At 65.9% G+C, this 26,829-nt stretch carries 25 protein-coding genes; 4 read left to right on the top strand and 21 right to left on the bottom strand.

All coding sequences use genetic code 11. The features are described 5' to 3' along the window. Positions 1 to 219 precede the first annotated feature (219 nt). Positions 220 to 1,935 (top strand): tetratricopeptide repeat protein, encoded by a 1,716-nt coding sequence (locus L5014_RS36330; protein ID WP_238468712.1) that lies wholly within the window; start codon positions 220 to 222, stop codon positions 1,933 to 1,935. A gap of 148 nt (positions 1,936 to 2,083) precedes the next feature. Here L5014_RS36330 and L5014_RS36325 read toward each other — a convergent pair whose 3' ends face one another. Further along, positions 2,084 to 3,757, bottom strand: a complete 1,674-nt coding sequence (locus L5014_RS36325; protein ID WP_238468711.1) for an electron transfer flavoprotein-ubiquinone oxidoreductase — start codon at positions 3,755 to 3,757, stop codon at positions 2,084 to 2,086. Then, complete coding sequence (locus L5014_RS36320; protein WP_238468710.1) at positions 3,754 to 4,707, bottom strand: HpcH/HpaI aldolase/citrate lyase family protein; 954 nt, start codon at positions 4,705 to 4,707, stop codon at positions 3,754 to 3,756. Before L5014_RS36320 ends, L5014_RS36325 begins: the two co-directional genes overlap by 4 nt. 294 nt (positions 4,708 to 5,001) lie before the next feature. Between L5014_RS36320 and L5014_RS36315 the strand changes: the two genes are divergently transcribed. Both L5014_RS36315 and L5014_RS36310 read left to right on the top strand, forming a co-directional pair. Next, the gene (locus L5014_RS36315; RefSeq protein ID WP_238468709.1) at positions 5,002 to 5,373 is read left to right on the top strand and encodes a YciI family protein; all 372 of its coding nucleotides are present in this window, start codon (positions 5,002 to 5,004) and stop codon (positions 5,371 to 5,373) included. Beyond that, on the top strand, positions 5,370 to 6,638 hold the full coding sequence (locus tag L5014_RS36310; RefSeq protein ID WP_238468708.1) for an RNA polymerase sigma factor: 1,269 nt from the start codon (positions 5,370 to 5,372) through the stop codon (positions 6,636 to 6,638). Before L5014_RS36315 ends, L5014_RS36310 begins: the two co-directional genes overlap by 4 nt. 5 nt (positions 6,639 to 6,643) lie before the next feature. Here the strand turns inward: L5014_RS36310 and L5014_RS36305 are convergent, their stop codons facing one another. Further along, complete coding sequence (locus tag L5014_RS36305) at positions 6,644 to 7,909, bottom strand: NAD(P)/FAD-dependent oxidoreductase (protein ID WP_238468707.1); 1,266 nt, start codon at positions 7,907 to 7,909, stop codon at positions 6,644 to 6,646. A gap of 130 nt (positions 7,910 to 8,039) precedes the next feature. Here L5014_RS36305 and L5014_RS36300 point away from each other — a divergent pair, with 130 nt between their 5' ends. Beyond that, positions 8,040 to 8,777 (top strand): class I SAM-dependent methyltransferase, encoded by a 738-nt coding sequence (locus L5014_RS36300; protein ID WP_238468706.1) that lies wholly within the window; start codon positions 8,040 to 8,042, stop codon positions 8,775 to 8,777. 102 nt (positions 8,778 to 8,879) lie between these two features. Here the strand turns inward: L5014_RS36300 and L5014_RS36295 are convergent, their stop codons facing one another. From L5014_RS36295 to L5014_RS36210, 18 genes are all read right to left on the bottom strand, one after another. Continuing rightward, on the bottom strand, positions 8,880 to 9,323 hold the full coding sequence (locus L5014_RS36295) for an excinuclease ABC subunit A (RefSeq protein ID WP_238468705.1): 444 nt from the start codon (positions 9,321 to 9,323) through the stop codon (positions 8,880 to 8,882). 18 nt (positions 9,324 to 9,341) lie between these two features. Further along, positions 9,342 to 9,797 carry a heavy metal-binding domain-containing protein gene (locus L5014_RS36290; RefSeq protein WP_238468704.1) on the bottom strand — a complete coding sequence of 152 codons (456 nt, stop codon included), beginning with the start codon at positions 9,795 to 9,797 and terminating at the stop codon, positions 9,342 to 9,344. A 35-nt stretch (positions 9,798 to 9,832) separates the two neighbouring features. Beyond that, entirely contained in the window at positions 9,833 to 11,083 is a 1,251-nt protein-coding gene (locus L5014_RS36285) for a beta-ketoacyl synthase N-terminal-like domain-containing protein (protein WP_238468703.1), read from the bottom strand. After that, positions 11,080 to 12,306, bottom strand: coding sequence for a beta-ketoacyl-ACP synthase (locus L5014_RS36280; RefSeq protein WP_238468702.1), 1,227 nt, complete (start codon positions 12,304 to 12,306; stop codon positions 11,080 to 11,082). The genes L5014_RS36285 and L5014_RS36280 overlap by 4 nt, the downstream gene beginning before the upstream one ends. Further along, entirely contained in the window at positions 12,306 to 13,031 is a 726-nt protein-coding gene (locus L5014_RS36275) for a 3-ketoacyl-ACP reductase FabG2 (protein WP_238468701.1), read from the bottom strand. The genes L5014_RS36280 and L5014_RS36275 overlap by 1 nt, the downstream gene beginning before the upstream one ends. Next, positions 13,028 to 13,507 (bottom strand): hotdog family protein, encoded by a 480-nt coding sequence (locus L5014_RS36270; RefSeq protein ID WP_238468713.1) that lies wholly within the window; start codon positions 13,505 to 13,507, stop codon positions 13,028 to 13,030. The genes L5014_RS36275 and L5014_RS36270 overlap by 4 nt, the downstream gene beginning before the upstream one ends. 80 nt (positions 13,508 to 13,587) lie before the next feature. After that, positions 13,588 to 14,811, bottom strand: coding sequence for a beta-ketoacyl-[acyl-carrier-protein] synthase family protein (locus tag L5014_RS36265; protein ID WP_238468700.1), 1,224 nt, complete (start codon positions 14,809 to 14,811; stop codon positions 13,588 to 13,590). Continuing rightward, a complete protein-coding gene (locus L5014_RS36260) occupies positions 14,811 to 17,297 on the bottom strand; it encodes an MMPL family transporter (RefSeq protein WP_238468699.1) in 2,487 nt (828 codons plus the stop codon). Before L5014_RS36260 ends, L5014_RS36265 begins: the two co-directional genes overlap by 1 nt. Next, positions 17,297 to 18,010 carry an outer membrane lipoprotein carrier protein LolA gene (locus tag L5014_RS36255; protein ID WP_238468698.1) on the bottom strand — a complete coding sequence of 238 codons (714 nt, stop codon included), beginning with the start codon at positions 18,008 to 18,010 and terminating at the stop codon, positions 17,297 to 17,299. Before L5014_RS36255 ends, L5014_RS36260 begins: the two co-directional genes overlap by 1 nt. Then, a complete protein-coding gene (locus L5014_RS36250) occupies positions 17,998 to 18,438 on the bottom strand; it encodes an acyl-CoA thioesterase (protein ID WP_238468697.1) in 441 nt (146 codons plus the stop codon). Before L5014_RS36250 ends, L5014_RS36255 begins: the two co-directional genes overlap by 13 nt. Further along, positions 18,435 to 20,036 carry an HAL/PAL/TAL family ammonia-lyase gene (locus tag L5014_RS36245; RefSeq protein WP_238468696.1) on the bottom strand — a complete coding sequence of 534 codons (1,602 nt, stop codon included), beginning with the start codon at positions 20,034 to 20,036 and terminating at the stop codon, positions 18,435 to 18,437. The genes L5014_RS36250 and L5014_RS36245 overlap by 4 nt, the downstream gene beginning before the upstream one ends. Then, on the bottom strand, positions 20,023 to 21,738 hold the full coding sequence (locus L5014_RS36240; protein WP_238468695.1) for a glycosyltransferase family 2 protein: 1,716 nt from the start codon (positions 21,736 to 21,738) through the stop codon (positions 20,023 to 20,025). Before L5014_RS36240 ends, L5014_RS36245 begins: the two co-directional genes overlap by 14 nt. Further along, on the bottom strand, positions 21,735 to 23,435 hold the full coding sequence (locus tag L5014_RS36235; RefSeq protein ID WP_238468694.1) for an AMP-binding protein: 1,701 nt from the start codon (positions 23,433 to 23,435) through the stop codon (positions 21,735 to 21,737). Before L5014_RS36235 ends, L5014_RS36240 begins: the two co-directional genes overlap by 4 nt. Further along, positions 23,432 to 24,034, bottom strand: a complete 603-nt coding sequence (locus L5014_RS36230) for a COG4648 family protein (protein ID WP_238468693.1) — start codon at positions 24,032 to 24,034, stop codon at positions 23,432 to 23,434. The genes L5014_RS36235 and L5014_RS36230 overlap by 4 nt, the downstream gene beginning before the upstream one ends. Before the next feature lie 8 nt (positions 24,035 to 24,042). Continuing rightward, a complete protein-coding gene (locus tag L5014_RS36225; RefSeq protein WP_238468692.1) occupies positions 24,043 to 24,294 on the bottom strand; it encodes an acyl carrier protein in 252 nt (83 codons plus the stop codon). Between the two features lie 3 nt (positions 24,295 to 24,297). Beyond that, entirely contained in the window at positions 24,298 to 24,624 is a 327-nt protein-coding gene (locus tag L5014_RS36220; RefSeq protein WP_238468691.1) for a phosphopantetheine-binding protein, read from the bottom strand. Beyond that, positions 24,599 to 25,393, bottom strand: a complete 795-nt coding sequence (locus L5014_RS36215; protein WP_238468690.1) for a lysophospholipid acyltransferase family protein — start codon at positions 25,391 to 25,393, stop codon at positions 24,599 to 24,601. Before L5014_RS36215 ends, L5014_RS36220 begins: the two co-directional genes overlap by 26 nt. Beyond that, positions 25,377 to 26,069 (bottom strand): beta-ketoacyl synthase chain length factor, encoded by a 693-nt coding sequence (locus L5014_RS36210; protein WP_238468689.1) that lies wholly within the window; start codon positions 26,067 to 26,069, stop codon positions 25,377 to 25,379. The genes L5014_RS36215 and L5014_RS36210 overlap by 17 nt, the downstream gene beginning before the upstream one ends. Positions 26,070 to 26,829 lie beyond the last annotated feature (760 nt).

Raw genomic sequence — 26,829 nt, 5'->3', positions numbered from 1 at the left:
TCTGCTCAAACGAGATACGACCACGAAAGCTGGGCTGAAAAACCGAAGGCTCAAAGCCAGCGCCAGTGATCCGTACCGCGAGAAGATCCTCGGCCTTTGAGCTTCATGCGATTGCCCTGGCCGTTCGGCCAGGACCATCTGCTTTTAGGAATTATCTTGTTCAGGCCATGAGCAAAGCGGAGCAGCATAAGCGGTTCCTTGACAGACAAAGGTGAAGGTATGTGGACTGCTGAATCCTGGCTGACGTCTCAGTCGCTTTATTCATCGGGACATTACGACGAGGCGCTGGCGCGCCTCGATCAGTTGCTTCAGTCCGCGCCCTCGCACAGGCAGGCCATCGAGCTTGCCGCGCTGTGCCTCCACGAAATCCATCACGCACCGCCCAACCCGCCCGATCACAAGTCAGACGCGCAAGCGGTGGCGCCCCATCGCCCCGTCGACCGGCCAGAGGCGCTCAATCGTCTCGGCTGCTGGTTCTATGGCCGCAGACAAATGCCGCAAGCGGAGCACACCTTCGAAGTGGCGCTGTCGTTCGAGCCGGACTGGCCGCCGGCGCTGAGCAATCTCGGCCTCGTATTGCGCGAGCAACAGCGTGAGCCGGAAGCGGAGGCCGCGTTGCGGCGTGCGCTGGCCATCGCGCCGGATTACGTGCCGGCCCGCAACAATCTCGCGGTGCTGCTTTGGCAAATGAAGCGCCTGGACGAGGCCGAAGCCGAATATCGCCAGATTCTCGCCGTTCAACCCGACTACGCTCTCGCACACAACAATCTCGGTCTGGTCCTGCTCGATCTCGGCAGGCCTCAGGACGCGGAAGTCGCGTTCCGGCACGCGCTGGCAATCGACGCAACCGCGCCGGAAATGCACAACAATCTCGGCAACGCGCTGAATCGGCAAGGGCGCAGCAACGAGGCCATTGCCGCCTATCGGCAGGCGCTCACGCTGCGGCCCGATTACACGACCGCGCAAGGCAACCTGGCGATGCTCCTGCTCAAGCTCGGCGCCTTCGAGGAAGGCTGGCGCCTCTACGAGGCACGCAATGACGAGACCGCAAACGCCGCTGACAGGCCGTGGCCGCCCGTGCCATATCCGAAATGGCGCGGCGAGCCGCTGGAGGGCAAGTCGCTGCTCGTCTGGCCGGAGCAGGGTTACGGCGACTTGCTGCAATTCTGCCGTTATCTGCCTTTGCTGAAGGCGCGCGGCGTAACGAGACTCAGCTTCGCCTGCCCGCCCGCGCTCAAACGGCTTTTCGAAAGCCTCGAAGGCGTGGACGCAATCTATCCGCTCGACGGCAAGACCTCGATTGCCGGCCACGACTACTGGTGCCTGATGCTCAGTCTGCCGATGCATCTGGGCACGACCCTCGACACAATCCCGGCACACACCCCCTACTTGCGCGTGCCCGCCGATTTGACGCGCGCGTGGCGGGCGCGATTGCCCGCAGACGGCTTCAAGATCGGCCTCGTCTGGGCCGGCGATCCACGCGCCTACGATCGCGGCTTGAATGCGATCGACAGGCGCCGCTCGCTGCCCGCGCGCACGTTCCTGCCCTTGCTCCGTCTCGCGCAAACCACTGCGGTGAAATTCGTGAGTCTGCAGAAAGGGGCCGCGTCGCAGCCTCAAATCGAAGATTTGCCGCCGAATCTGCGTCCCTTCGACCTCATGGCCGATGTGCGCGACTTCGCCGACACGGCCGCCATCATCGAATGTCTCGATCTGGTCATTAGCGTGGACACATCGGTGGCGCACCTGGCGGGGGCGCTGAACAAACCCGTGTGGATACTCTCGCGTCACGACGGCTGCTGGCGCTGGCTGCGCGAGCGGAACGACTCGCCGTGGTATCCGGGCGCGCGCCTGTTTCGTCAGACCACGCCCGGCAACTGGAGCGGTGTCATCGATCGCGTGGCGCAGGCGCTGGTGAATCTGCGCCAGCCGTGAAGCGAACCGCCCTGTCGGGCGCACCCCTTAACACGCGCTTTCCCAGAGCCGAGGCGCAGGGCGTGGGCGCCGCGTCGGCGGAACGGCTCGACATGGCACGCAGACACGGCACGCGAATCGTGAGCATCGAAGGCCCGCGCTTCCAAACCTACATGTTCGGATAGTTCGGCCCGCCGCCGCCTTCCGGCGTGACCCACACGATGTTCTGCGTCGGGTCCTTGATGTCGCAGGTTTTACAGTGCACGCAGTTCTGCGCGTTGATTTGCAGGCGGTCTTCGTTTGAATCGTCCTTCATGAATTCGTAGACGCCAGCCGGACAAAAACGCGATTCAGGACCCGCGTAAGTTTTTAGGTTGATGCCGACCGGCACGCTTGCATCCTTCAGCGTCAGATGCGCGGGCTGGTTCTCTTCGTGATTCGTATTAGAAATGAACACGGAAGAGAGACGATCGAACGTGAGCTTGCCATCGGGCTTCGGATACTCGATGGGCTTGCACTGCGATGCAGGCTTGAGCATCTCGTGATCGCGATGCTGGTGATGCAGCGTCCACGGCACGTTGCCGCCCAAGAGCTTCTGCTCGACACCCACCATCAGCGTGCCCAGATACAGGCCTTTGCTCATCCATTGCTTGAAGTTGCGCGCCTTGTAGAGTTCCGTGTGCAGCCACGATTGCTTGAAGGCTTCCGGATAGGCGGCAAGTTCGTCGTTCTGGCGACCTGCCTGCACCGCTTCGAACGCCGCGTCCGCCGCGAGCATGCCGGTCTTGATCGCCGCGTGACTGCCCTTGATGCGCGCGGCGTTCAGGAAGCCCGCATCGTCGCCCACCAAAGCGCCGCCCGGGAACACGAGCTTGGGCAGCGACATCAGCCCGCCTGCCGTCATCGCGCGCGCGCCATAGGAAACGCGCTTGCCGCCTTCGAGATATTTGCGGATCGCCGGATGCGTCTTGTAGCGCTGGAATTCTTCGAACGGCGAGAGATACGGATTCGTGTACGCGAGGCCGACGACAAAGCCCACCATCACCTGATTGTTTTCAGTGTGATAGAGGAACGAACCACCGTAGGTATCTTTTTCGAGCGGCCAGCCCGCCGTGTGAATCACGAGGCCCGGCTTATGCTTGGCCGGATCGATCTCCCACAGTTCCTTGATGCCGATGCCGTACACCTGCGGATCCGCGTCCTTGCCGAGCTTGAACTTCTCGTTCAGTTGCCGGCCCAGATGCCCGCGGCAGCCTTCGCAGAACAGCGTGTACTTCGCGTGCAACTCCATGCCGAGCTGGAAATTCTCGGTGGGCTCGCCATCCTTGCCGACGCCCATGTTGCCCGTAGCCACGCCCTTGACCGAGCCATCGTCGTTATAAAGCACTTCAGCGGCCGGAAAACCCGGGAAGATTTCCACGCCCAGCGCCTCGGCCTGCTGACCCAGCCAGCGCGTGACGTTCGCGAGGCTGATCACATAGTTGCCGTGGTTCTTGAAGTTATCCGGCAGCGCCCAGTTGGGCACCGTCTTCGCGCCGTTTTCCGAAAGGAAAAGAAATTGATCTTCGGTAACGGGCACGTTCAGCGGCGCGCCTTGCTCCTTCCAGTCGGGAATCAGTTCGCCGATGGCGCGCGGATCCATGACCGCGCCCGAGAGAATATGCGCCCCGATTTCCGAGCCTTTCTCCAGCACGCACACGCCGATCTCGACGCCTTTTTCCTGCGCCAGCTGCTTCAGGCGGATCGCCGCAGCGAGGCCCGCAGGGCCGCCGCCCACGATCACCACGTCGTATTCCATCGACTCGCGTGGGCCGTATTGCTCCAAAAGACTTGCGGGGGTCATGCGGCCGGCACCTCGGTTTTTTCAGCTTGTTGCTGGATCGCCGCAGCCAGCGCAATGATTTGTTGCGCGCGCAACATAACAGGACGATCGACCATCTTGCCGTCGACGGTAATCGCGCCCGCGCCGGCCTTGCTTGCCGCTTCGGCCACGCGCGCCGCCCATGCAAGCTCCTGCTCGCTCGGGCGGTAGCAGCGGTGCACCGGCTCGATCTGCTTCGGATGAATGCAAAGCTTCGCGCCAAAGCCCAGGCGCTTGCCATTCAGTGCATCGCGTTCGATGCGCGCGAGATCGTGAATATCGGGCGTGACGCCGTCGACGGGCGCGTCGATGCCGGCTACGCGCGAAATAAGCGCAAGCTGGCTGCGATAGTGATTGAGCGGCTCGCCGTCGTCGGGCATGCCCATTTCGGCGATGAAGTCGAGCGTGCCGAACATCAACCGCTTCACAAACGGCGCCTTCGCGATAGCCATTGCGTTCCACATGCCCTGCGCGCTCTCGATTAGCGGATAGACAGGCACGCGCCGGCGCGCGAGCGCGATGGCCGACGTGACGTCCTCGGCGCATTCGGCCTTCGGCAGCACGATGCCCGCGACGCCTTCGAGCGCGCCGAGCTTCGCGTCCTGCTCGAACCACGGTGTGCCGCGCGCGTTGATGCGCACGAGCACCGGATGGCGGCGCGATACCCAATTGGCGATGGCCGCGCGGGCGGCGTCCTTCGCCTCGGGCTCGACGGCATCTTCGAGATCGACGATGACTGCGTCCGCGCCACTGGAAAGCGCTCGTTCGAAGCGCTCCGGGCGGCTGCCCGGCACGAACAGGTATGACTGTGGCGAAAATGCCGTTCGCGCCGCATTTTCAAGCGAAGGGCTCTGCGAGACCCGCGCTTCTTCATCCTTGTTGATCACCACGATCGTCACTTTCGTCTCCTCCGCCATTTCATGCGTGCTCATGCGTGCTCATACGTGCTACTGGAGGACGCATTACACGTGGGATCGCGACGCACGACAACTACCGATTAGCTCTGCCCGTCATAGCCCATGCCTATTGGTCTGTCTGGGGGTCTGTTGGTCGGACGGCGGTACGGTGCATTTGGGTTTTACAAAGCCATCACCTATCCTCCTGGAATGATCTGGAGATTCGTCCGAATTTTTTAGCGCCATCTGTCCGTTAGCAGCCGGCCAGCGCGTCATTGTCATGGCGGCCCGATATCACTTGCCCGCCTCAACCCCATGACGGAGGCTCACATGCAATACCTGTTGATGATCTATTCGAAAGAATCCGGCTGGAGCCAGATGACCGACAGCGAGCGCCAGCAAGGCGTTGCCGCGTATCACGCGTACACCGAAGCGTTGAAAAAGGCCGAGGTGCTGGTGGGCGCCAACCGGCTGCAGCACACGAATACGGCCACCACGGTGCGGCTCGTCGACAGCAAGCCGCAAGTGCTTGACGGCCCGTATTCCGATTCGAAGGAGCAGCTCGCCGGCTACTACCTGATCGACGTGCCCGATCTGGACGCGGCGATAGCGTGGGCGTCGCGTTGTCCCGGCGCGGCCCACGGCATCATGGAAGTGCGGCCGGTCTGGAGCGCGCCCTACGATACGCCGTCTGCTGCATGAGTCCGGCCTGCGGCGGTCGCGATGCCAACGCCGCCGCGCATTCGATTGCCGAGGCGGTCGCTCGGCGCAGTTACGGCAAGCTCGTCGCGCTGCTGGCGATGCGCACGCGCGACGTCGCCGCAGCCGAGGACGCGCTGGCCGAAGCGTTTGCCGCCGCGCTCGCGCAATGGCCGGAGCACGGTTGCCCCGCGAATCCCGAGGCGTGGCTGATGACGGTTGCGCGGCGCCGCGCGATCGACGGCGCACGGCATCGCCGTGTCGGCGACGAAGTGTCGAACCAGCTCGCGATCCTCGGCGACGAAATCGACGAGCGTGAAGCCGGGGCGTTGCCCGACCGGCGGCTTGCGCTGCTGTTCGCGTGTACGCACCCTGCGCTCGATGCCGCGATTCGCACGCCGCTGATGCTGCAAGTGGTGCTGGGACTCGAAGCGAAAACGATTGCGTCCGCGTTCCTGATGTCGCCCGCCGCGATGACCAAGCGCCTCGTGCGAGCGAAACACAAGATCCGCGAGGCTGGCATTCCGTTCAACGTACCCGAACGCGAGGAGTTGCCCGGCCGGCTCGCGGCGGTGCTGGAAGCCGTCTACGCCACGTATGCGCAAGGGTGGACCGACCCGCTCGGCGCCGATACCGGGCGCCGCGATCTCGCCGACGAGGCGCTGTTCCTTGCACAACTGCTCGTCGAGTTGCTGCCCGATGAGCCGGAAGCGCTGGGCATGCTCGCGCTGATGCTCTTCGCGCAATCGCGGCGCGACGCGCGACGAGATAGGGCCGGAGAATACGTGCCGCTCTCGGCGCAGGATCCGGCGACATGGAACGCGCCGATGATCGAGGCAGCCAACGCACTGCTTCGGCATGCGAGCGCATTCAACGCAATCGGGCGCTTTCAGCTCGAAGCCGCGCTGCAATCCGCGCACGTGCACCGCTGCCAGACGCATCGCCCGAACTGGGACGAAGTCGTGCAACTCTACGATGCGCTGCTTGCGATCGCGGGGTCGCCCGTGGTCGCGGTAAACCGCGCGCTGGCGCTCGCGGAACGGGACGGCCCACAGGCGGCGCTCGACGCGCTCGGACCGTATGCGGACGATCCGAGGCTGGCCGACTACCAGCCGTACTGGGCCGCGCGGGCCGATCTGCTGGCGCGCGCGGGTGCAACGGCTGAGGCGCTCGACGCATACGATCTTGCGATCGGTCTGGAGAGCGATCCGGCGGTGCGCCGGTTCTTGCAGCGCAAGCGGATGGAATTGTCACAACACGCAGCGTGACCCCGTTACCCCTTGCACGCCTGATGCAGCACATCGAGCCTGCGCACCGGGTCCGCCACATACGGATTGCTTTCGTCCCATGCGTAGCCGGCCAGCACCGCGCTAATCATGCGACGGATCTTGGGTGTCTGGTTCGGGTAGTAAATGATGTCTTGCAACTCGCCCGTGTACCAGCGTTCGACGAAAGCACGGAACGTATCAATGCCCTTGCGCAGCGGCACGTCGTATTCGGCCTGCCAGTCCACCGTCTCGCCGCCGAGCATGCGCTCCAGCACCTTGACGGCCAGATGCGCCGATCGCAGCGCGATCGTGACGCCCGACGAAAAGACCGGGTCGAGAAACTCGCCCGCGTTGCCGAGCAGCGCGTAGCCTGGTCCGTGCAAGCGTTCGACATTGGCCGCATAACCGCTGATCTGTCTCACCGGCATCAGGAACGGTGCGTCGCCGATCAGACGGTGCAGCGTCGGCTCTTCGCGAATCAGCGTGCGCAGCCGCGCCTCACGCCCGGCCTCCGGGACGTCGAGGAAGGCGGCCTGCGCAACGCACCCCACCGAGGAGCGCCCGCCCGCGAGCGGAATCATCCAGAACCATACGTCGCGATGCTCGGGGTGCGTCGCCACGCAGATTTTGTTGCGATCGAAGGCGTCGAGCGGCAGCCCGTCGCGCACATGGCTGAACATCGCGGCACGCGTCGGCTGACGGGTGGCGGCCTCCAGTTCCAGCAGTCGCGGCAGCACCCGGCCAAAGCCGCTCGCGTCGAGCACGAAACGCGCGTGCACCGCATAGCGCGCTCCGCTTTCGTCGGCGACCTCGAGCACCGGCGCGTCGCCCGTGCTCATGGCCAGCACCGTATGACCGAAGCGCACCTCGGCGCCTTGCTCCGCGGCGCAGCCGATCAGCACCTCGTCGAATTTCGCCCGCTCCACCTGATACGTCGTGCCCCAGCCCACGGAATGCTTGTCGCGGAAGTCGAACGACGACACCTGGTCGCGCCACACGAAATGCGCGCCGTTCTTGTACTGAAAGCCCGCCTCCACCACGGCCTGCAACATGCCCGCTTCTTCGAGGTAGGTCATGCTTTGTGGCAAGAGGCTCTCGCCAATCGAAAAGCGCGGAAAATGCTGCCGTTCCAGCACGAGCGCCGACCGTCCAGCCTTGCGCAATAGCGCGGCGGCCACTGCGCCGGCGGGGCCAGCGCCAATGATCGCCACGTCGACGGCTTCGTGTCGGGGTGAGAGGGTCTTCACTGCTGCTTCAGGGCTATGTTCCATTCGTCCTTGTTCCTGTACGTCCAATACGCTCAAATACGCACGCCGCATGAGTGCGCGACTCCGGCGCCTCTCGTGCCGGCCTTGCCATTACAATGCCCGTTGTCGTCCGCGATGCATCGGGGTAAAAAATATGTCGGCTTCCGAATCAAATTACGTGCCCTTCGTGCCGGAGACGGCCTTCGGCATCTGGTTTCTGCGCACCCACACGTGGGAGCACCACGTGCTGCGCGTGGCGATCAACGACCTCGCGCGCCTGATCGATCGGCGCTTGCCGGACGCGCCCACGATCGTCGATGTCGGCTGCGGCCAGGGCAAGTCGTTCCGCCTGCTTGCCGAGGCCTTCCGTCCGGGCCGCATCGTCGGCATCGACTATCACAAACCTTCGCTCGATATGGCGGCTCAAGCCGTGCGCGCGTGCGCTGGGCAGTTGCGCGCGCAACCGGAATTCGAGTTGCTGCATGGCGACTGCGCCAGCCTGCCTCTGCCGACGGCCAGCGCCGACATCGTGTTCTGCCACCAGACTTTCCATCACCTGGTCGAGCAGGAGCGCGCGCTCGCGGAGTTCCATCGCGTGCTCAAGCCGGGCGGCGTGCTGCTGTTCGCCGAATCCACCGAGGCTTACATTCGCTCCTGGGTGATCCGCCTGCTGTTCCGCCATCCGATGCAGGTGCAAAAAAGCGCCGACGGCTACCTCGCCATGATCCGCGACGCCGGCTTCCACTTCACGGATCGCAATGTTTCGCTCCCCTATCTGTGGTGGAGCCGCGCCACCGACTTTGGTCTTTTCGAGCGGCTCGGCCTGCATCATCCGAAAGCCGGCAAGCGGCGCGAAACGCTGGTCAACGTGGCGGCTGTGAAAGCGGCCTGAGCGAAGTGAGCGACGCAAGCGACCCGGGCGTTTTGAGCCGCCGCTCGCGTCACCTGTTACGCCAGTGCGATGCCGGAGGTCGCTCAGGCCGCCGGCAGACGGTTACTTCTTCGCCGTCTTCAGCGTCACGACGTCGCCAACCAGTGCAACACCGGCGACCACCGCGCCCGCGCCGCACGTGAACTCCGTGGCGCTCGAGTTCAACTGGTTCTTGTAGTTGCTCTTGATGTTGATGACCGCGTTGCCGCCTTCCTTGCGCGCGCGTTCCTGCAATTCGATCACGGCAGACAGGAACACGTGCTGGCATGCCTGCAAATCGCTCTTGCCGAATGCGTTCGTCTTCTTGTTCGTCGCGAACTCGCCCATCGTCTTCTGCACGGCCGGATGCTGCTGACCGGCGAAATACAGCCCGATGTCGTCGCTCACCTTGCCGGGCTCGCTCTTGAGCGCCTCATCGACGGGGTAGGTGTTGACCGTATCGCGCGCATACGCGTGCGAGGTTGCGAGAACCGCACACAGCGAGGTAAGCATCCATAGTTTTTTCATCGTTTTTTCTCCGTTAGCTCAATGGCCCTGCAGGACCACCAGTTCGCCCTTGACGGCGATAGCCGCCGCACTGGGACTCACGCCGCAGGTGTACGTGGTGGTCGAATCCGTTTCGGTGGTGTGAAAGCGTGTCGTCACGTTGATGACGGCGTTCGCGCCTTTTTGCCGGGCGTCCGCGCGCAGCTTGTCGAGCGCGGCGGCGAGCGCCTTGTCGCACGACGCTTCGGGGCCGTCGCTCGAACGCGCGATGCGCACGGAGTGCGACGCGGCGCCAATATCGCGCGTGAGCGGCGCGTGCGGTTGCGCGCCGAAGTAAATCGCGACACTCGATCCCGCGCCCGAATTTTCCGCCGCATTCGCCGTATTCAGGGACGTGGCCGACTGGAGCGGAAGCGACTTGACATGCGTTGCGCAACCCGCCAGCGTCATGGCAACGATGGCGGCCGCACTCAGCGTGAGACTCACTCTTTTCATGGGAATCCTCATTGATTTCAGGGACGCCGGGAACATCACCGCTCATTCCAGGCACGAAACACCAGGCCGGCGCAACTACCGCCAAACCCGAATGAAACCGACATCGCCGTCTCGATCCGCGCATCGCGCGTTTCGCGCACGAGCGGCATGCCGGCGGCAAGCGCGTCGAGCGCTTCGATGCCCACGGCGCCCGCCATATAGCCGTCACGCATCATCAGCAAGGTGTAAATCGCTTCGTGTGCGCCGCATGCGCCGAGCGGATGGCCGCTCAGCGCCTTCGTCGAAGAAAACGCGGGCACCTCGTCGCCGAACACCGCGCGCAGCGCGAGCAATTCCTCGCTATCGCCCGTGGGCGTCGAAGGCGCGTGAGTATTGATGTAGTCCGGGCGGCAGCCGGCTTCGTCGAGCGCCGCGCGCATCGCGCGTGCGATGCCGCCCGCGCGCGGCGCGACCATCTGCACGCCATCGGTGCAATGACCGAAACCGGCCAGCTCCGCGTGGATGCGCGCGTGGCGCGCCTGTGCATGCGCGAGCGACTCGAGCACGAGGACACCCGCGCCCGAGCCAATCACGAAGCCGTCACGGCGCACGTCATACGGACGCGACGCCTGCTCCGGCGTCGCGTTGAAGTTGCGCGACAACGCGCCCATCGCGTCGAACATCAACGTCATGTTGTCGTGCAAGGCTTCGCTGCCGCCCGCGAGCACGATGTCCTGCCGCCCCGTCTGGATCAGCTGCATCGCCTGGCCGATCGCGAGTGCGGACGTCGTGCAGGCCGACGATGGCGAATACGTGACCCCTTCCATGCCGAACACATGCGCGAGATTCGCCGATGCCGTGCTGCCCATCGCCTGCGGCACGGTATAGGGCGGCACGCGGTCCACGCCGCGCGCATTCGCGCAGGCCATGGCCGCGTCGTAGGCCGACATGGTGCCGACACCCGATCCCACCACTGCGCCAACTCGATGCGTGCGCAACGTGTCTGCGTCCAGCGAGGCATCGGCAATGGCGCTTTGCGCGGCATGGCAAGCGAAGCGCGCCGTGTCGCCCATGAAGCGTTCCGCCTTGCGCCCGAACGGGGTTTCGCCCTCCACCGACGCAACGGCCGCCACCTGGCTCGCGAAACCGCGCTCGCGCCAGGCCTCGACACGCGTAATGCCGCCACGTCCCTCGCGCAGACGGGCGCTGACGCCGTCGAGCGTATTGCCCAGGCACGAGACGATCCCCATGCCCGTCACGACGACGCGCTGCAAGCCATGCACTCCCGACGATGTCAGCATGCTCATCGGATGCGCGAGAAGATCAGCGAAGTGTTCACGCCGCCAAAAGCGAAGTTGTTGCTCATCACATGTTCGGCGTCGATCATGCGCCGCTCGCCCATGATGTAGTCGAGCGGCGCGCAGGCCGGGTCGACTTCACCCAGATTGAGCGTGGGCGCATACCAGTTGCGCTTCATCATCTCGATGGTCCACCACGCCTCGATCGCGCCGCACGCGCCCAGCGTATGGCCGATATAGCTCTTCAGCGAGCTAATGGGCATTCGCGCGCCAAACACCTCGGCCGTGGCGAGGCTTTCGGCCACGTCGCCGCGATCGGTCGAGGTGCCGTGCGCATTCACATAGGCAATCGCCTCCGGGGCCAGCCCCGCATCGTTCAGCGCCTGGCGCATGGCAACCGCCATGGTCGCCGCGGTGGGCTGCGTGATATGGGCGCCATCCGAGTTGCATCCGAAGCCCACCACTTCCGCATGAATGCGCGCGCCGCGTGCAACGGCATGCTCGTACTCTTCGAGCACGAGCGTCGCCGCGCCCTCGCCCACGACCAGCCCGTCGCGCGCGACGTCGAACGGGCGCGGCGTGAGCTGCGGCTCGTCGTTGCGCGTGCTCGTGGCATAGAGCAGATCGAACACGGCAACCGCCGGCCCCGAGAGTTCTTCAGCGCCGCCCGCCAGCATCAGCGTCTGCTTGCCGTGCGCGATCATCTCGTAGGCGTAGCCGATCGCCTGGCTGCCCGAGGCACAGGCGCATGAGGTCGGCACGATGCGCCCTTTCAGGTCCCAGAAGAGGCTCACGTTCACGGCCGTCGTGTGCGGCATCATCTGGACGTAGCTGTTGGACGTCACGTCGCTCATCGAGCCCGTGTCGAGCATCTTGCCGAACGCGCGAATGGGCTCGACCGATCCGGACGAGGAGCCATACGCCACGCCCATGCGGCCATCCTTGATCGACGGGTCGTCCAGCAGGCCCGCGTCCGCCAGCGCGAGTTCGCTCGCACGCACCGCGTAAAGCGATACGGGACCCATCGAGCGGGTCTTCTTGCGCGGATAATGATCGGGTGTGGCGAGCGGCGGGATCGGGCACGCAAGACGCGTATGCAGCGAGTCGAAGTGATTCCACTCGTTCACGCGCCGCACCGCGTTGACCCCGCGCTTGAGCGCCGCTTCAATCCGGTCCCACTGATCGCCGAGCGCGGTCGCGCCGCCCATGCCGGTAATGACGACGCGCTTCATCAGACCATCCCGCCGTTGACGCCGATGACCTGGCGCGTGACATACGATGCCGCATCCGACATCAGGAAGCCGACCACGGCCGCCACTTCGGCGGGCTGCCCCACGCGGTTCATCGGCACGGCCTTGAGCGCGTGCTCGAGCGGCACGTCGTCGAGCATGCCCGTGTCCACGAGCCCGGGCGCCACGCTGTTGACCGTGATATTGCGCGTGGCCAGTTCCACCGCCAGCGCCTTTGTCGCGCCGATCAGCCCGGCCTTGGCGGCGCTGTAGTTCACCTGGCCGCGATTGCCCGTCACGCCCGACACCGAGGCCACCGTCACGATCCGGCCGCCCTTGCGCGCGCGCACCATCGGCATGATCAGCGGATGCACCACGTTGTAGAACGCGTCGAGGCCCGTTTCGAGCACGATGTCCCAGTCTTCGTCGGTCAATGCCGGGAACGCCGCGTCGCGGGTCACGCCCGCGCAACAGACGATGCCGTAGTACGGGCCGTGCGCGGCCAGGTCCGCTTCGAGTGCCGCGCGGCACGCGGCGCGCTCGCGCACGTCGAACTGCAACACGCTGGCCGTGCCGCCCTGCGCGACGATGCCTGCCATGACGGCCTGCGCTTCGTTGATGCCGGTGCGGCAATGCACGCTGACGGCAAAGCCGTCCGCGGCCAGCTGATACGCGATCGCGCGGCCAATGCCGCGGCTCGCGCCGGTGACGAGAACACGCCGGCTCATGGTCTGAAATTCTCCTCGATAAAAGTCTGAAAATCGCGCGGCTGATACACCTTCACCGTCGCCTCGGCGCATCGCGCGCCGTCCTGATCGATCGTGCAGCCGTAGGCGCCGTGGCCTTCCTCGCTGCGCAGCACTTCATTGACCGTCACGCGCAGCGGCGCGCCGCACGCGAACGCGTCGCGCATCACTTCATAGCGGCGCGTGCCGAGCAGCACGCCTGGGCGCGCCGGTTTGCCGTTGCGCATCGACAGCAAGCCCACATGGGCCGCGATCGCCTGCGCCATCAACTCGATGCCGATCCACGCCGGCATGGCGCCCTGTGTGTCTGCGTACCACGCATCGGCGCGCACGCTGGCGAGAGCCGTGAGCGACTCGTCGCTGCATGCGGTGACTGCGTCGAGCAGCAGCATCGTGCCGCGGTGCGGAATGATCGCTTCGATCGGGGGAAACGTCGAAGAACACATCGAAGGACACATCGGCGCGAACGCAACGCCCTGCGTGGTCTCGGCCGTCGATGGCGGAACGAATGGGGGAATGGAAGGGTTCATTGCCTCGATTACCGGGCGAGTATCAGTGAAACGTTGCTGCCGCCGAACGCGAACGAATTGCTCATCACATACTGGCGCGCCGTGCCGCGCGGCAGATGCCTCAGGTCTTCGACGAGATCGAGCGCCGGCAGTGCCGGATCGGCTTGCCCATCCCACAGATGGCGCGGCAGCGCGACATCGGCGTGGGCCAGCGTGAGCCACGCGAGTCCGAGTTCGCTCGCGCCGGCCGCGCCGAGCGTATGGCCCGTCAGCGGCTTCGTTCCGCTCGCGGCCACGCCGTCGGGAAAGACTCGCGCCATGAGGTGGGCTTCCATCTCGTCGTTCTTGATCGTCGCGGTGGCATGCAGATTCACGTAGCCGATCGCCGCCGCGCCCACGTCTGCATCCGCGAGCGCCGCGCGCAACGCGAGTTCGCCGCCCGTGCCCTGCGGGTCGGGCGCCGAGATATGGTGGGCGTCGCTCGATTCGCCCGCGCCCGCCAGCATGACCGGCCCTTCCTCGCGGCTCATCAGGAACACCGCAGCGCCTTCGCCGATGTTGATGCCGCGTCGATGAACGCTCATCGGATTGGCCCGCACGGCGCTCGTCGAATCGAGCGAGGCGAAGCCTTGCAGCGTCAGTTCGCATAACGAATCGACGCCGCCCACGATCACGGCATCGCACAGGTTCGCGCGCAGCAGTCGGCGCGCGGACACGAACGCCTTGGCGCTCGACGTGCAGGCCGTGGAAATCGTGAACGCCGGACCGCCCAGATCGAGCGCGGCAGCCGCGAACGGCGCGAGCGTGCCGATTTCCATCTGGCGGTAGTCGAAGGGCGAGGCGGCCGGCGCGTCGTGCGCGTCGTGCGTGTGGTGTTGCGTGGCGCACTGCCCCGCATGCACCGGTTGCGCGAAGGTCGTCTCCACGGCGCCGATGCCCGACGTGCTCGTGCCCAGCACCACGCCAATCCGTCCCGCGCCATATCGCTCGCGCGCCGCCTCGATGGCTGGCCGGATTTGCGCCAGCGCGGCGAGCAGCAGCCGGTTGTTGCGGCAGTCGTAAAGTGCGAGCGGCGCGGGCGGCGCCACGTCGAGCGCGGCCTTCACGCTCCCGGCAAAGGCAACGCCGGTGCGCGTCGAGATCGGCCCCATGCCGGGCGCCTCGGCGCGCGCGAGTGCATCGACGATCGACGCCACGTCGTCGCCGAGCGCATTGACCATGCCGAGCGCGTGCAGATAGACAGGGAGCGCCATTACGCCTTTCTCCGTTCAATCGAGGGGATGCCGATCGGCGCGAGCATGACGGACACCATGATGCCGAGCGACAAGGTCGCGCCGAAGCTCTTGAGTGCGGGCATCGAGCTCATGCCCAGCATGCCGAACGAGAGCAAGGTGGTGGCAGCGGAAAGCAGCACACCGGTCCATACCGCGCCGGTATCGGCGTGGGCGCGCATTGCGCCTTCGCGCAGAAAGACCGCGTAGTTCGCGCCTACGCCCAGCACGAGCATCAGTGCGAGCATGTTGAAGAGATTGATGCGCATCTGCGCGTACCCGAAAACGGCCAGCGTCACGCCGACGGCAAGCCAGACCGGCATCGCGACCGCGATGGCCCCGCGCCAGCCGTAGCGGACCGTCAGCAGCGCCAGCACCAGCGTCAGCGCGCCGGCCAGCCAGATCGCGCCGTCGTGGCGATAGACGCCGAAAAACCGCGACACGCTCGCCGCTTTGTCGACGAAGCTCACGCCGGGCAGCGCCTGTGCGGTGGCAATGAGCGCCGGTTGATTCGCGGCCGATACGCCCTGCGGAATCACCACTGCCGCGAATGCATCGGGCGTGCTCACGGAGCGCCCAAGCCACAAATGACGGAACGGCTGCGACCAGGGCTCGGCCAGCCAGTCCTCCACGCGCAGCACTGAATCGCCCGGCTGTGCTCCCGGCTGTGCTCCCGGCTGTGCTCCCGACTGTGCTCCCGGCTGCGCGCCCGACTGTGCGTCCGACTGCGCCCAGCCATTCACCCAGGCTTGCGCGACCTCGTCGCGAAAGCCCGTTGCAGCCAGCAGCGCACGCAACGCAGCCGGATCGTCGAACACGTGTGCGCCCAGCAACGCGCGGTCGGCACGCTGTTGCCGCGCGGACGGCACGAACTGCGTCACCGACTGCCAGCCGCTTGGCGCGGACGCGCCCGTGAGCGCCTCGAGCCGCGCGCCCAGCGCTTCCGTGCGTTCGAGCACGAGCTCCGGCGTCGCGCCGCGCACGACGAAGAACTGCGCGCTGTTGTCCATCCCCACCGCGCTGCTCACCACGCGCTCCTGCGCCGCGAGCGCCGGGTCGCGCTGGATCAGCAGATGAATGTCGTCGTCGCCGCGCAACTGGAGCCAGCCCGGCACGGCAATCGCCACCAGCACGAGCGCGACGACCCAAGCGCGCCGGCCGCCGATCAGCGCGTGCCATCTCGCCAGCAATAAAGCGGCCATGGCAAACAGCGTGCGGGGACTCCGGCGCGCGGGCTGCGTCATGAGGCTCGGCAGTAGTCCGACGACCGATGCGAACGCAACGAAGATGCCGACGATGGCGAAACAGGCGATCTGCCTGAGCGCCGGAAACGGCGCGAACATCACAATGGCGTAGCCGAGCAGGCTCGTGCTGAGCGCCACCGTCAGCGCGGGCAGCACCTCGCGCGAGCCGCGTCGCGCATCCCAGCCTTGCCGCGCGCCCAGATACACGACGAAATACTGAATCGAATAGTCGACCGCCTCGCCAATCAGGCTCGCGCCGAACACGAGCGTGAGCAAATGCAGCTGGCCAAAAATGAGCATCGTGGCCGCGAGCGCGCACAAAATGCCGAGCGCGGTCGAGACGAAGCCCAGCAACAGCAGCCGCGGCGAGCGGAAGATCCAGAGCATGAGCAGCGCGATGCCCACCGTCGTCACAATGCCGATGACGTGAACATCGCGCTCCGCCGCGCGGCGCGCGGACTCGGCATAGAACACGGCGCCCGTGCGCGCGAGGGTGACATCGGGCCACGCGGCCTTGAGGGCCGTCTCGCCGTGCGCGATGGCAAGCAGCACGCCGCGCTGAACGTCGGCCTCGTAGGCCGATCCCGGCAGCGTGCCGATCACGAGCACACTCGTGGTATTGCCACGGTGCGAGACGAGCAAGCCATCCTCGATGGTCAGATTCGCTGCCGCGAGCGGCAGCCCCGCGAGCCAGTGCTGAAGCCAGCCGAAGGGATCGTCGGCGAGCGGAGTCGCAAGACCCGCGCTCGGCAGTCCGTAAAGGCGTTCGGCAAGCGTGTTGCGCAGCGTCTCGGCGCCGCCACTGGCGACAAGCGCGCGATCCGTAGCCGTCAGCAGGCCAAAACGATACGGCTCATAGAAACGCGTGATGCGGCCCACGTCGAACGGCGGCACGCGCGCCGTCACCGAGGCGAACGCATGGCTCGCGCTCAACGCCGCGCCCAGTTGCAGCGCGGCCGCCTTTGCGTGCGCCGCGTCGTCGCTCGACACCAGCAGGACCGCGCGGTTGCCGAGCGCGCCCGCGAGCTTGTCCACGGCCTCCTCGGCCACGGGGTCGGCCTCGGTTGCCGGCAACAGCGCAAGCAGGTTCGTCTGCAACGGCGAGGGCCCCGTAAAGCGCCAGGCGCAGTACAGCCCCGCCACCACGGCGAGCAGCAGCCAGGCGGCGCGCAGGGTCCACTGCCGCCATGACGGCGTTGCGGTGCGAAGTTCGGTCGAATTCACTACGGCGTTCCGAAGAGCTTCTGGTCGGCGGGCGTCAGCGTGCTCACCGCCGCGCTGCCGCTAAAGTCGTACTGCGTGACGTCGCCGTTGGCGAGCGTGATGCGCAAGCGTTGCAGGAAGTCGCCGCCGCCCTCCATCTCGATCGAGCGCAGCGCCTGTGCGATCTGCGGCTGGCGCGGCACGAGGTGCATGCGCCATTGCGATGGCGTGCCGTGCGCCTCGACATCGAACTGCGAGTACAGCGCGCTCAGGTCGCCGCCCAGCATCGTGCGCATCATCTTCGCGATCCCGGCGGCACCGCGCGAGCCCTGCGCCCCGCTATTCGAAACGCGCTGGCCCGCCGCATCGAGCACGACAACCCCGCTGTCGCTCATGACCCACGTTTTCCGGTATGGCGTCTCGATCTGCCAGATCACCCCGCGCTCACGGAAAAAAAACAGCGCGCCCGTGCTGACGAGCGGCGCCTTCATCGCGGCAAGCGTCTGCGTCTGCGTGAAGCGCGCACGCACGCCCTTCACGCGCGCGAGACCCGCCGCGATGCGCGAGACGAGTGCGGCATCGCTCGCGCCCGGAGCGGCCGAAGCGGCCGTGGCAGCCGAAGCCGCCGTGGTTGCCGTGGTCGCTGGAGCCACCGTGGCGGCCCACGCCGGCATCCCGCCCGCCTGCAGCACGATCAGCGCCGCCGCTGCCGCGCAATGTTTCAGCGTGCCCATGCGCGCTCCAGCTTTTCGAGCACGATGGGCGGCGAGGCGAATTGCAACTCCTGCGTAGCCGCATCCACCGCAACCTGGATCGTGTAGCCCTTGGTCAGCCGCGTGCGCGACTCCACATCGAAGATTTCGTAGCCGATTTTCAGGCGAATGTCGTATTCGAGCAGTTCCGCGCACACTTCCAGTTGCTGCCCATAGACGGCGGGGCGCACATACTTCAGATGCGCCTCGACCACGGGCCACACATAGCCCGACGCCTGCATCTCGCGATAGTCGTAGTCGAAATTGCGCAGCAGCGCCGCGCGGCCGGCTTCGAAGTACTTCAGATAGTGGCCGTGCCAGCAGACGTTCATCGCGTCCACGTCATGGAACGGCACCTCCACGCGCGCGCTCGCCCGCAGCACCGCCGCAACCTTGCTCGCCTCGCTCATGGCTGGCCTCCGTGCGGGTTTCCGCGTGGGTTTGCGCGCGGGCTCCCGATAAAGTCGCCCGCGGCGATCCGTTGCGTCATCGCGCGCAATTCATGTTCGAGCGCGCGGTCCTCGTCGACGAACGGCGACGAAGCGGCCACCGCCTCCATGAAGCCGTGGAGCGGCTCGGGAATCACCGTCGCGGCGTTGCCGCGCAGGCGCAGGCGCGCGGCCTGCACCGTGGCGAGCGTATGCGCCGCCGCGACCTGCTCGGTCAGTTGCAGCACGCGCAAGCAGTCGCGCGCCGCGATCGTCCCCATGCTCACCTTGTCCTGGTTATGCGCTTCCGTGGAGCGCGAGAACACGCTCGCGGGCATCGTGTGCTTGAGCGCCTCCGCCGTCCACGCCGACGACGAGATCTGCACGGCCTTGAAGCCATGATTGATCGGCGCGCGCGCGGCGCTCGCGCCGGTCAGGTTGCGCGGCAGGCCGTTGTTGAATTTGTCGTCGACGAGCAGCGCAAGCTGCCGGTCCATCAGATCGGCGAGATTCGCAACGGCTGCCTTCAGGCCGTCCATCGCGAACGCGATATGGCCGCCGTAAAAGTTGCCGCCGTGCAGCACGCGCTCGCCATCGGGGTCGATCAGCGGATTGTCGTTGGCGCTGTTCAGTTCGTTTTCGATGTCGCGCCGCATCCACGTGAGCGCATCGCACAGCACGCCAATCACATGCGGCGCGCAGCGGATCGAATAGCGGTCCTGAAGCCGGTGGCCCGGCGTGTCCGGGCGCCCGGCGAGATCGGCGCGAATCCAGCCCGCCGCATCGCCCTGGCCGGCGTGCGGCTTGGCTTCGAAGATGAGCGGGTCGAAATGCACGGCGCGCCCGTCGAGCGCCACCGTCGCCAGCGCGGTGAGCCGCGCCGCGAGCCGCGCGAGCTGCTGCGCGCGCGCGAACGCGAGACACGCGAGGCCGGTCATGACCGCCGTGCCGTTCATCAGCGCGAGCCCTTCTTTCGGCGCGAGCGTCAGCGGCTCCCGGTCGAGCGCAAGCCACGCCTCGCGCGCCTCGCAGCTCGCGCCGCGAAACTGCACTTCGCGCTCGCCCGCCAGCGCCGCCGCCACATACGAAAGCGGCGTGAGGTCGCCGCTCGCGCCCACCGAGCCCTCGGCGGGAATCCGCGGCAGCACGCGGTGATTGATGAGGTCGGCGAGACGTTCGAGCAGCACCGGGCGCACGCCCGAGAGCCCATAGGCCAGCGAATTCAGGCGCGCGGCGATCACGGCGAGCGCCGACACGTCGTCCAGATACTCGCCCATGCCGCAGCCGTGATAGCGCGTGAGCTGCAACGGCAAGGCCTCGACGAGCGCCATCGGCACGTCGACGACGCAGGCATCGCCATAACCCGTATTGACGCCGTACACGGTCGCGCCCGCCGCCAGGTGGCGACGCAGGAACTCGGCGCCGCGCGCGATGCGCTCGCGCCAGGCCGGGGCATCGCTCAGCCGCACGGGGGCGCCGTGACGCGCCACCGCCACCACGTCCTCGATCGTCAGATGGCGGCCGCCGATCACCACGGCATCCGCGCTGACTTCAACATCCTTCAGGTCATGTTCGGCCATTCGATTTCCCTGCTTTCCCGCTGGGGCGCGCCCAGAAGTCGTAAAAGTTGAACCATTGGTAAGGCGCCTTGCGGCAATAGTGTTCGAGGCGCGCGGCAAAGCGCTGCGCCCACGCTGCGATATGCTCGGCGCGCCCACGCCTCGGCAGATCGATGCGCTCGGCAAACGACTCGAAGTAGAGCCGGTAGCCACTGCCCTCTTTCAGGCAGAACAGCAGATAGACCGGGCACGCAAGCGCATGCGCCAATACATAGGGCCCCTGAGCAAACGTGGCGGTCTCGCCGAGGAACCGGGCCTCGGTCGTGCGGCCCGTTTCGTGTGCGGGCGTGCGGTCGCCGACAATGACGAGCAACTCGCCGCGCTCGATTCGCTGCTGCATCATCAGCGCCGTCTCCGGGCCGAAGTCGTTCACCTGCACGAGATGCTGGGCGAAATCGTGATGCGCGGAAGCCAGCACGCTGTTAAAGCGCTTCGCGTGCTCGCGGTAGACGACGGCCGTCACCTTCGTTTGCGCGCCGCGCACGGCCAGCGCGCGCGCCATCTCGAGGTTGCCGAGATGGGAGCCGAGCACGAGCGCGCCGCGTCCGCTCTCAATCAACGCATCGAGCGCGCGCGTGTCGTCGATCCGTACTTCGGCCATGTCGAGCCGGCCGGACCAGGCGGCCAGCTTGTCGAAGCCGGATTGCGCGAACGCGAGCATGTGCCGGTAAGCCGTGAGCCAGCCCGGACGCGGCGTGTCCCGTTGCGGCGAGCACTCGCGCAGCCGGTCGAAGTAGCGCCGCGAGGCTTCGCGGGCGGGACGGCCCGTCACCAGGAAATACGCGACGATGGGGTGCAGCCAGAGCTCCGTGAAGCGCCGGCCGAAGAGGCGGCAACTCAGGGCCAGCAGGCTCATGCCGAGGCGGCTGCCGCGTTCGGCGGTACGCCACCAGGGGGAGCCGCTGCCCGCGCCCGCACGCCGGGGCAGCAGCTTGTGCGCGAGCAGCAGCGGCAGACGCATGAGCATGCCGGCGACGAGCCGCGTATGGCTGCGGCTGATGCGAACGTTGTCCCACAGCACGTCGAAGTGCGAGACGCCGTCGGTCGCGTACCGCACGGCGGTCGGAATCGAAACGAACTCGGCGCGCCGCCAGTACAGGCGCACGAGGATCTCGATATCGAAGTCCATGCGCCCGGGCAGCTTCACGCTATCGATCAGCGCGCATGCGAGATCGAGCGGATAGAGCCGGAATCCGCACATCGAATCGCGAATCGTAAACGAGAGCGTCTCGATCCAGACCCAGACGTGAGTCAGATAGCGCCCGTAGAGGCGGGACTTCGGCACGCTTTCGTCGTACACGGGCTGGCCGACGATAACCGCGTGCGGTTTCGCCTGCGCGGCGGCGAGAAAGCACGGAACGTCCGCGGCATCGTGCTGGCCGTCGGCGTCGATCTGCAACGCGTGCGTGTAGCCCGCGTCACGCGCCGCGCGCAGCCCCGCCATCACCGCCGCGCCCTTGCCGCCGTTCACGGGCAGGCGCAGCAGCGTGAGCTTGCCGGCGTGACAGCGCGCCAGGTCCGCCAGTACCTGCTGGGTGGCCGCGTCGCTGCCATCGTCCACGACGATGAGCGGCAGGCCGTGGACGAGCAGATTCGCCACGGTCCCGCCAATCGCATCCTTGTGGTTGTAGATCGGAATGACGATACAGGTGGCGAGACTCATGCGGCCTCCCGGTACACGATCGCGCCAGAGGCGCACATGCGCTCGCCAAGACGCCAGACAAACGCGACACGCCGGCGCGAGGCGTCGTGCGTGAGACTGAGCGTGAGCAGCGCGCCCGGCGGCACCGGCGCGATGAACTTCAACTGCTCGACCGAGGCGAGCGCGCGCACGCCCGGCACCCACTCGCGCGCGAACCGCATTGTCCAGTCCACCTGCACGACGCCGGGCAAAATCGGCAAGCCCGGAAAGTGCCCCGCAAAATGCACGAGCGTATGCGGCACGCGCAATTCGAATGCGCGCCCGTCTGCCTCGTCCCACTCCGCGAGCAATTCGAAACCTTCTTCGCGCGCGGCGAATGCGCCCGCCACCGCCTGCGCCTGAACCTTGCCGCGCGCATCGACCGGCAGCGCGCGGTGAATGCGCCAGTGGCGCGGCAGGACGACCGTGTCGAACCAGGCGGCGAGGTGACGGCGCAAAGCCTTGAGAAGCAGCACACGGCCATCGCGGCGCAGCGTTTCATGGCCCGCTTCGGAAAGCACGACGAGCGCGCCGATGCGCTGGCGCGAGCCGCCTTCGAGCAGCACGGTCCTCACTTCGGCCACGCCCGCATGCAGCAGCAACCGGCTCTCCATCTCGCCGAGCGACACGCGCTTGCCGTCGAGCTTGACCACGCGATCGAGACGCCCTTGCAGGCGAAAGCGCCCGTGCGCGTCGAAAGCCGCTTTGTCGTCGGTGCGATGCCAGCCGTCGTGGCCGAGATGCGGCGAGCGCACTTCGAGCGCGCCGCCCTCGTGCGCCGCGCCTGCACGCACGGCGATGCCCGGCATCGGCGTCCATGCATCGGCTTCGCTTTGCCTGCGCCAGGCGATACCGCCGGTCTCCGTGCTGCCGTAGATTTCCAGCGGCGCGGCGCCGAACGTGTCGGCGTAGCGCTTCGCGGTGTCGGGCGGCAGCGGCCCGCCCGACGAAAAGAACGCGCGCGGTTCGGGACGCAGCGCCTCGAAGCCCGGCAGATCGGGCCAGCGGGAAAGCTGCGCGGGGGTCGAGACAACGACCGTCGCGCCGCACTGCGCGATGCGCGCGCGCAACTGCGCGGGATCGGCGCAAGTCGCGCGATCGAATACCCGCCCAGCGGCCAGCGGCCAGAACACGCGGAATAGCAGCCCGTAGATGTGGTGATGCGGCACGCTCGCGAGCACGGTCGCATCGCCCAGCAATGCGCCCCATGCGGCTTCGAGCGTGCGCACTTCGGCATCGAACTGCGCGAGCGTCTTGTGAACGGCCTTCGGCGTGCCGCTGCTGCCCGACGTGAAGAGCGTGAGCGAGGCGGTCGCGTCGATCACGGCGACGGTTTCGCCCGGCGACGGACAAGCGGTATTGGCGCACCATCCGGCGAGATCGCGGTCATCGAGCACGGCGTCATACGCATCGCTCAATTCCGCGAGATAGCCCGGTGTCGGGTTCGCCGGAATCACGGGCACCTTGCCCGCCGCTAGCACTCCGAACAAAGCGCACGCGAACACATAAGGATCTTCGCTCCATAGCGCGAAACGCCGGCCCGGCTGCCGGCGCAAACGCGCGGCAATGCCAAGCGCGTGCGCGCGAAACGTATCGAAGCCCGTCACGTTCGCGCCGTCGATGCGGACCGCGCCCCGCGTCTCGCGGCACGGCGCCAGCAGTTCGTGCAACGCGATCACAACGCCTCCTGTCGCGCGGCGCGCGGCAGCATGATCCATTTGCGCCAGACGAACTCGCCCACCAGCAGCGTGCCGATAATGCCGTACACAATGGCGCCGTTGTAGAGCGACCAGTGCCTGGTCGACCACTCCAGCGCCGTCCATGCGGAGAACATCGCGTTCACTGCGAAAAAGACACACCAGAGCTGCGTGACGCGACGGGTATAGCGCACCACGTGCGCGGGAGGTTCGGCGTAATGCCGGCGCGCGAACTTCTCGACCATCGAAGGTCCTTTTATGAGCGTCGCGCCGAATGCGACGAGCAGCCCGAGATTCACGAGCGAAGGATACAACCGCATGATTAATTCGCTGTTGGTCAGCACGATCGCCACGGAGGCGACATTGAGCGTGACGGCCACGGCCCAGTCCACCGGCGTGAGCTTGCGCAGCGACGCCGCGAGTGCGCCCGTGCCGGCCACGCGCTGCAACAGGAGCAGCGCGAGCAGCAGCAGGCCGACAAAGCGCGGCGAATCCCAGCGCCACGCGCACAGGATCACCACCGGGTAGGCGAGATTCGCGAAGAAGCGCAGCTTGCCACCAAGCCGTGGGCGGACCGTCACGAACCGCCTCAAGCCTGAGTCGCGAGCAAGGACTGGACCGCGGCGATCACGTCGCCAACCGTGCGCACCGACTTGAACTCTTCCGGCTTGATGCGGCGACCCGTCATTTCCTGAAGCTTGATCGCCAGATCGACGGCGTCGATGCTATCCAGATCGAGCTCGGCGAACAGGTGCGCCTCCGGCGTGACGCGCGATGGGTCGATGTCGAAGTTCTCTTTAAAGATCTCGCGGATGCGCGCAAGAATTTCGGCGTCGCTCATGATTCACTCCCCCTTGCCTGCAGTGGTTTCCAGCGTCTTGCTGTCGTTGTTGCTGTTGTTGCCGTTGCTATCGTTACGGTTGTTTGCGACGAAAGTCGCGAGCGTGCTGATCGAACGAAAATAGCCGCGCACGCTTTCGTCGTCCGCGGAAATCGTCAATTGATAATGCTGGCGCAGCACGATGCCGATCTCCAGCGCGTCGATCGAATCGAGTCCCACGCCGTCGGTGTCGAACAGCGGTGCGTCGTCGTCGATATCGGCCGGCGTCAGGTGTTCGAGATCGAGCGCGTCGATCAGCAGCCGCTTAATTTCCAGTTTTAAAGAATCCATAATCGAACAGGTACTGAGTGATGTGTGCCTCGATGGCACGTGTGACGTTGCGTGCGGCTAGCGCCGGAGGCATCTCGCGCGGCGCCAGCCGCTCCACGCCGATGGGCGCCAACGCATTGACAGTGATGCGGAATGGCCGCTCGGGCACGTGATACCAGCGCATCTGCTTCGTGAAGGCGGGCGGATCGCAATGCATGAGCACGGGCAGGACCGGCACGCCGGCCTCCAGCGCCGTGTGTGCGAAGCCGCGAGAGAACGCATGCAGCCGGTTCGGCGCCGGACTGCGCGAGCCTTCGGGGAAAATGATCATGCTGTATCCGTCCGCGAGCCGGCGCACGCAGTCCTTCACGAAGCCCTCGGGATCGGCATTGCTCACGTACTCGGCCGCGCGCACGATCCCCCAGAGGCACGGATTGCTCCAATGCGCGTTCTTCACGACGCAGCAGGCGGAGGGCGTGAGCGAGAGCAGCACCACCACGTCGAGGTAGGTGGGATGGTTCGCGACCACGATGGCGGGCGTGCCCGAGCGCAGCGCGTCCATGCCGGCGACGTCCAGCTCCATGACGCCCATGCGTTGCAAGGCGGCCACCAGAGCCCGAAAGAACCCGTGAATGACGGTCGTGACCGCGCGCTGCCGCGAAGCGCGATGCGGCCAGACGAACACGAGCGGAAACACGACTAGCGAGAAGAACAACCCGCAAATGCCGAACACGGTGAAGCTGAGCGCGGTGGCGAAAAGCCGCCAGCCATAATCAAGCCGCGCAAGCATGCCAGCTCCATTGCCACGTGCCGCCGCTGCTCCGCCATGCCGCACGCTCGCCTTCGGTCAGGCAGTGCCGCAGCGCCTCGCTCTGCGTTGCGAACTCGCGCGTGCTCGCGCTCGCATCCCGCGTGACGGAGCACGCGAGCTGGCCTTGCGGCGCTTCGTCCGGGTCGAGCAGCAACGCGAAGGCGCCGCGCTCGACTTCCTGTTCGAGCGCGCCGTAGCGCGCATCGGCGGGCTCGTCGGCATAGACCACCAGCACCGGGCTGCCGGGTTCGTCCGCGTACTGCGCATGGGCTTCGAGCAATGCATAGCCAAGCGTTTGCGCGCCAGCCGAAACGGCCGTTGCCGCCGAGCGATCCTGCCGCAGGATCCCGAAGAGCCCGGACATCGCGTTGAGCACGGAAAGACTGAATGCATTCGGCGAAACGGGCTTGCCCGCCTCGATATCGCGCAGGATGTCCGTCGTGCGGCGCAGCTCGCCGTGCCTCGATGCAAAAACAACCCGGGTTCTTTTCTGTGTACCGGCGCAGTCGTCCGCCACTTTCAGGGCCATGCGCGAAAGCGAACTCAACCGGCGGCGCATCATGGGATCGACGAACGGGACTTCAGGCACGCATTCCTGAGCGGAAAACCAGAATGACCATCGCGCAACGGGCAAGGTCCACGATAAGCCGGACATAAAGAATAAAAATAGACGGTGGGGTGGTCATTGCTTGCCGTCTCGCGACCTGGACGGCAAATGTTTATTTTGCTCGGCCCGCAAATGATCGGGGCAGAGTTCTCGTCCGTATTCTAACGGCACGATTAGCGAATTATTTAGGGTGGATTGAAAATTATTTTCAAATCTTTCGCCAATAGCGAACTCTTCTTTTTAATCAATAGTTTGGGCACATCCACCAGCGTATATTGAGATCGCGGCAATCGCCCGTTTCATTCAATTCGCATAGCCGGATGGCTGGACCGCACAGGTTGCATTGATTGAGGCAAGGTCCGAAGAATAGCGGACCTGCCGACGCCAGAGCCCGGCAACACCCGGTTATCGTCCCACCACGCACCTTGCCCGTGTTTGCCCGTGTTTGTCCGGGCAATTTCGTCGTTTCACTATATTGCGGAAACGCGTGTGGCCGGTGCGGCGAAGCGTGCCTTCACCGCACTGGCTGCGTGCCTGTTTTTAAAAATCCTTAGTATTTATTCGGCTACGCAATACGGATTGCACGGTCATGTCCACCGTGCGCCTCGCCAGCGTGGTGGCCCGGCTTGCCGCCACGCCGGGCCACCGCTGGCAATTAGCCCGCCGTATTCGATAGACGTTCGAGTTCGGGCACGACCGTGAATAGATCGCCCACGAGGCCGTAATCGGCGACGCTGAAGATCGGCGCTTCTTCGTCCTTGTTGATCGCCACGATTACCTTCGAGTCCTTCATGCCAGCCAAGTGCTG

This window comes from Paraburkholderia tagetis (assembly GCF_022213065.1).
GTDB lineage: Bacteria > Pseudomonadota > Gammaproteobacteria > Burkholderiales > Burkholderiaceae > Paraburkholderia > Paraburkholderia tagetis.
This window is presented reverse-complemented; position numbering and strand designations above follow the sequence as displayed.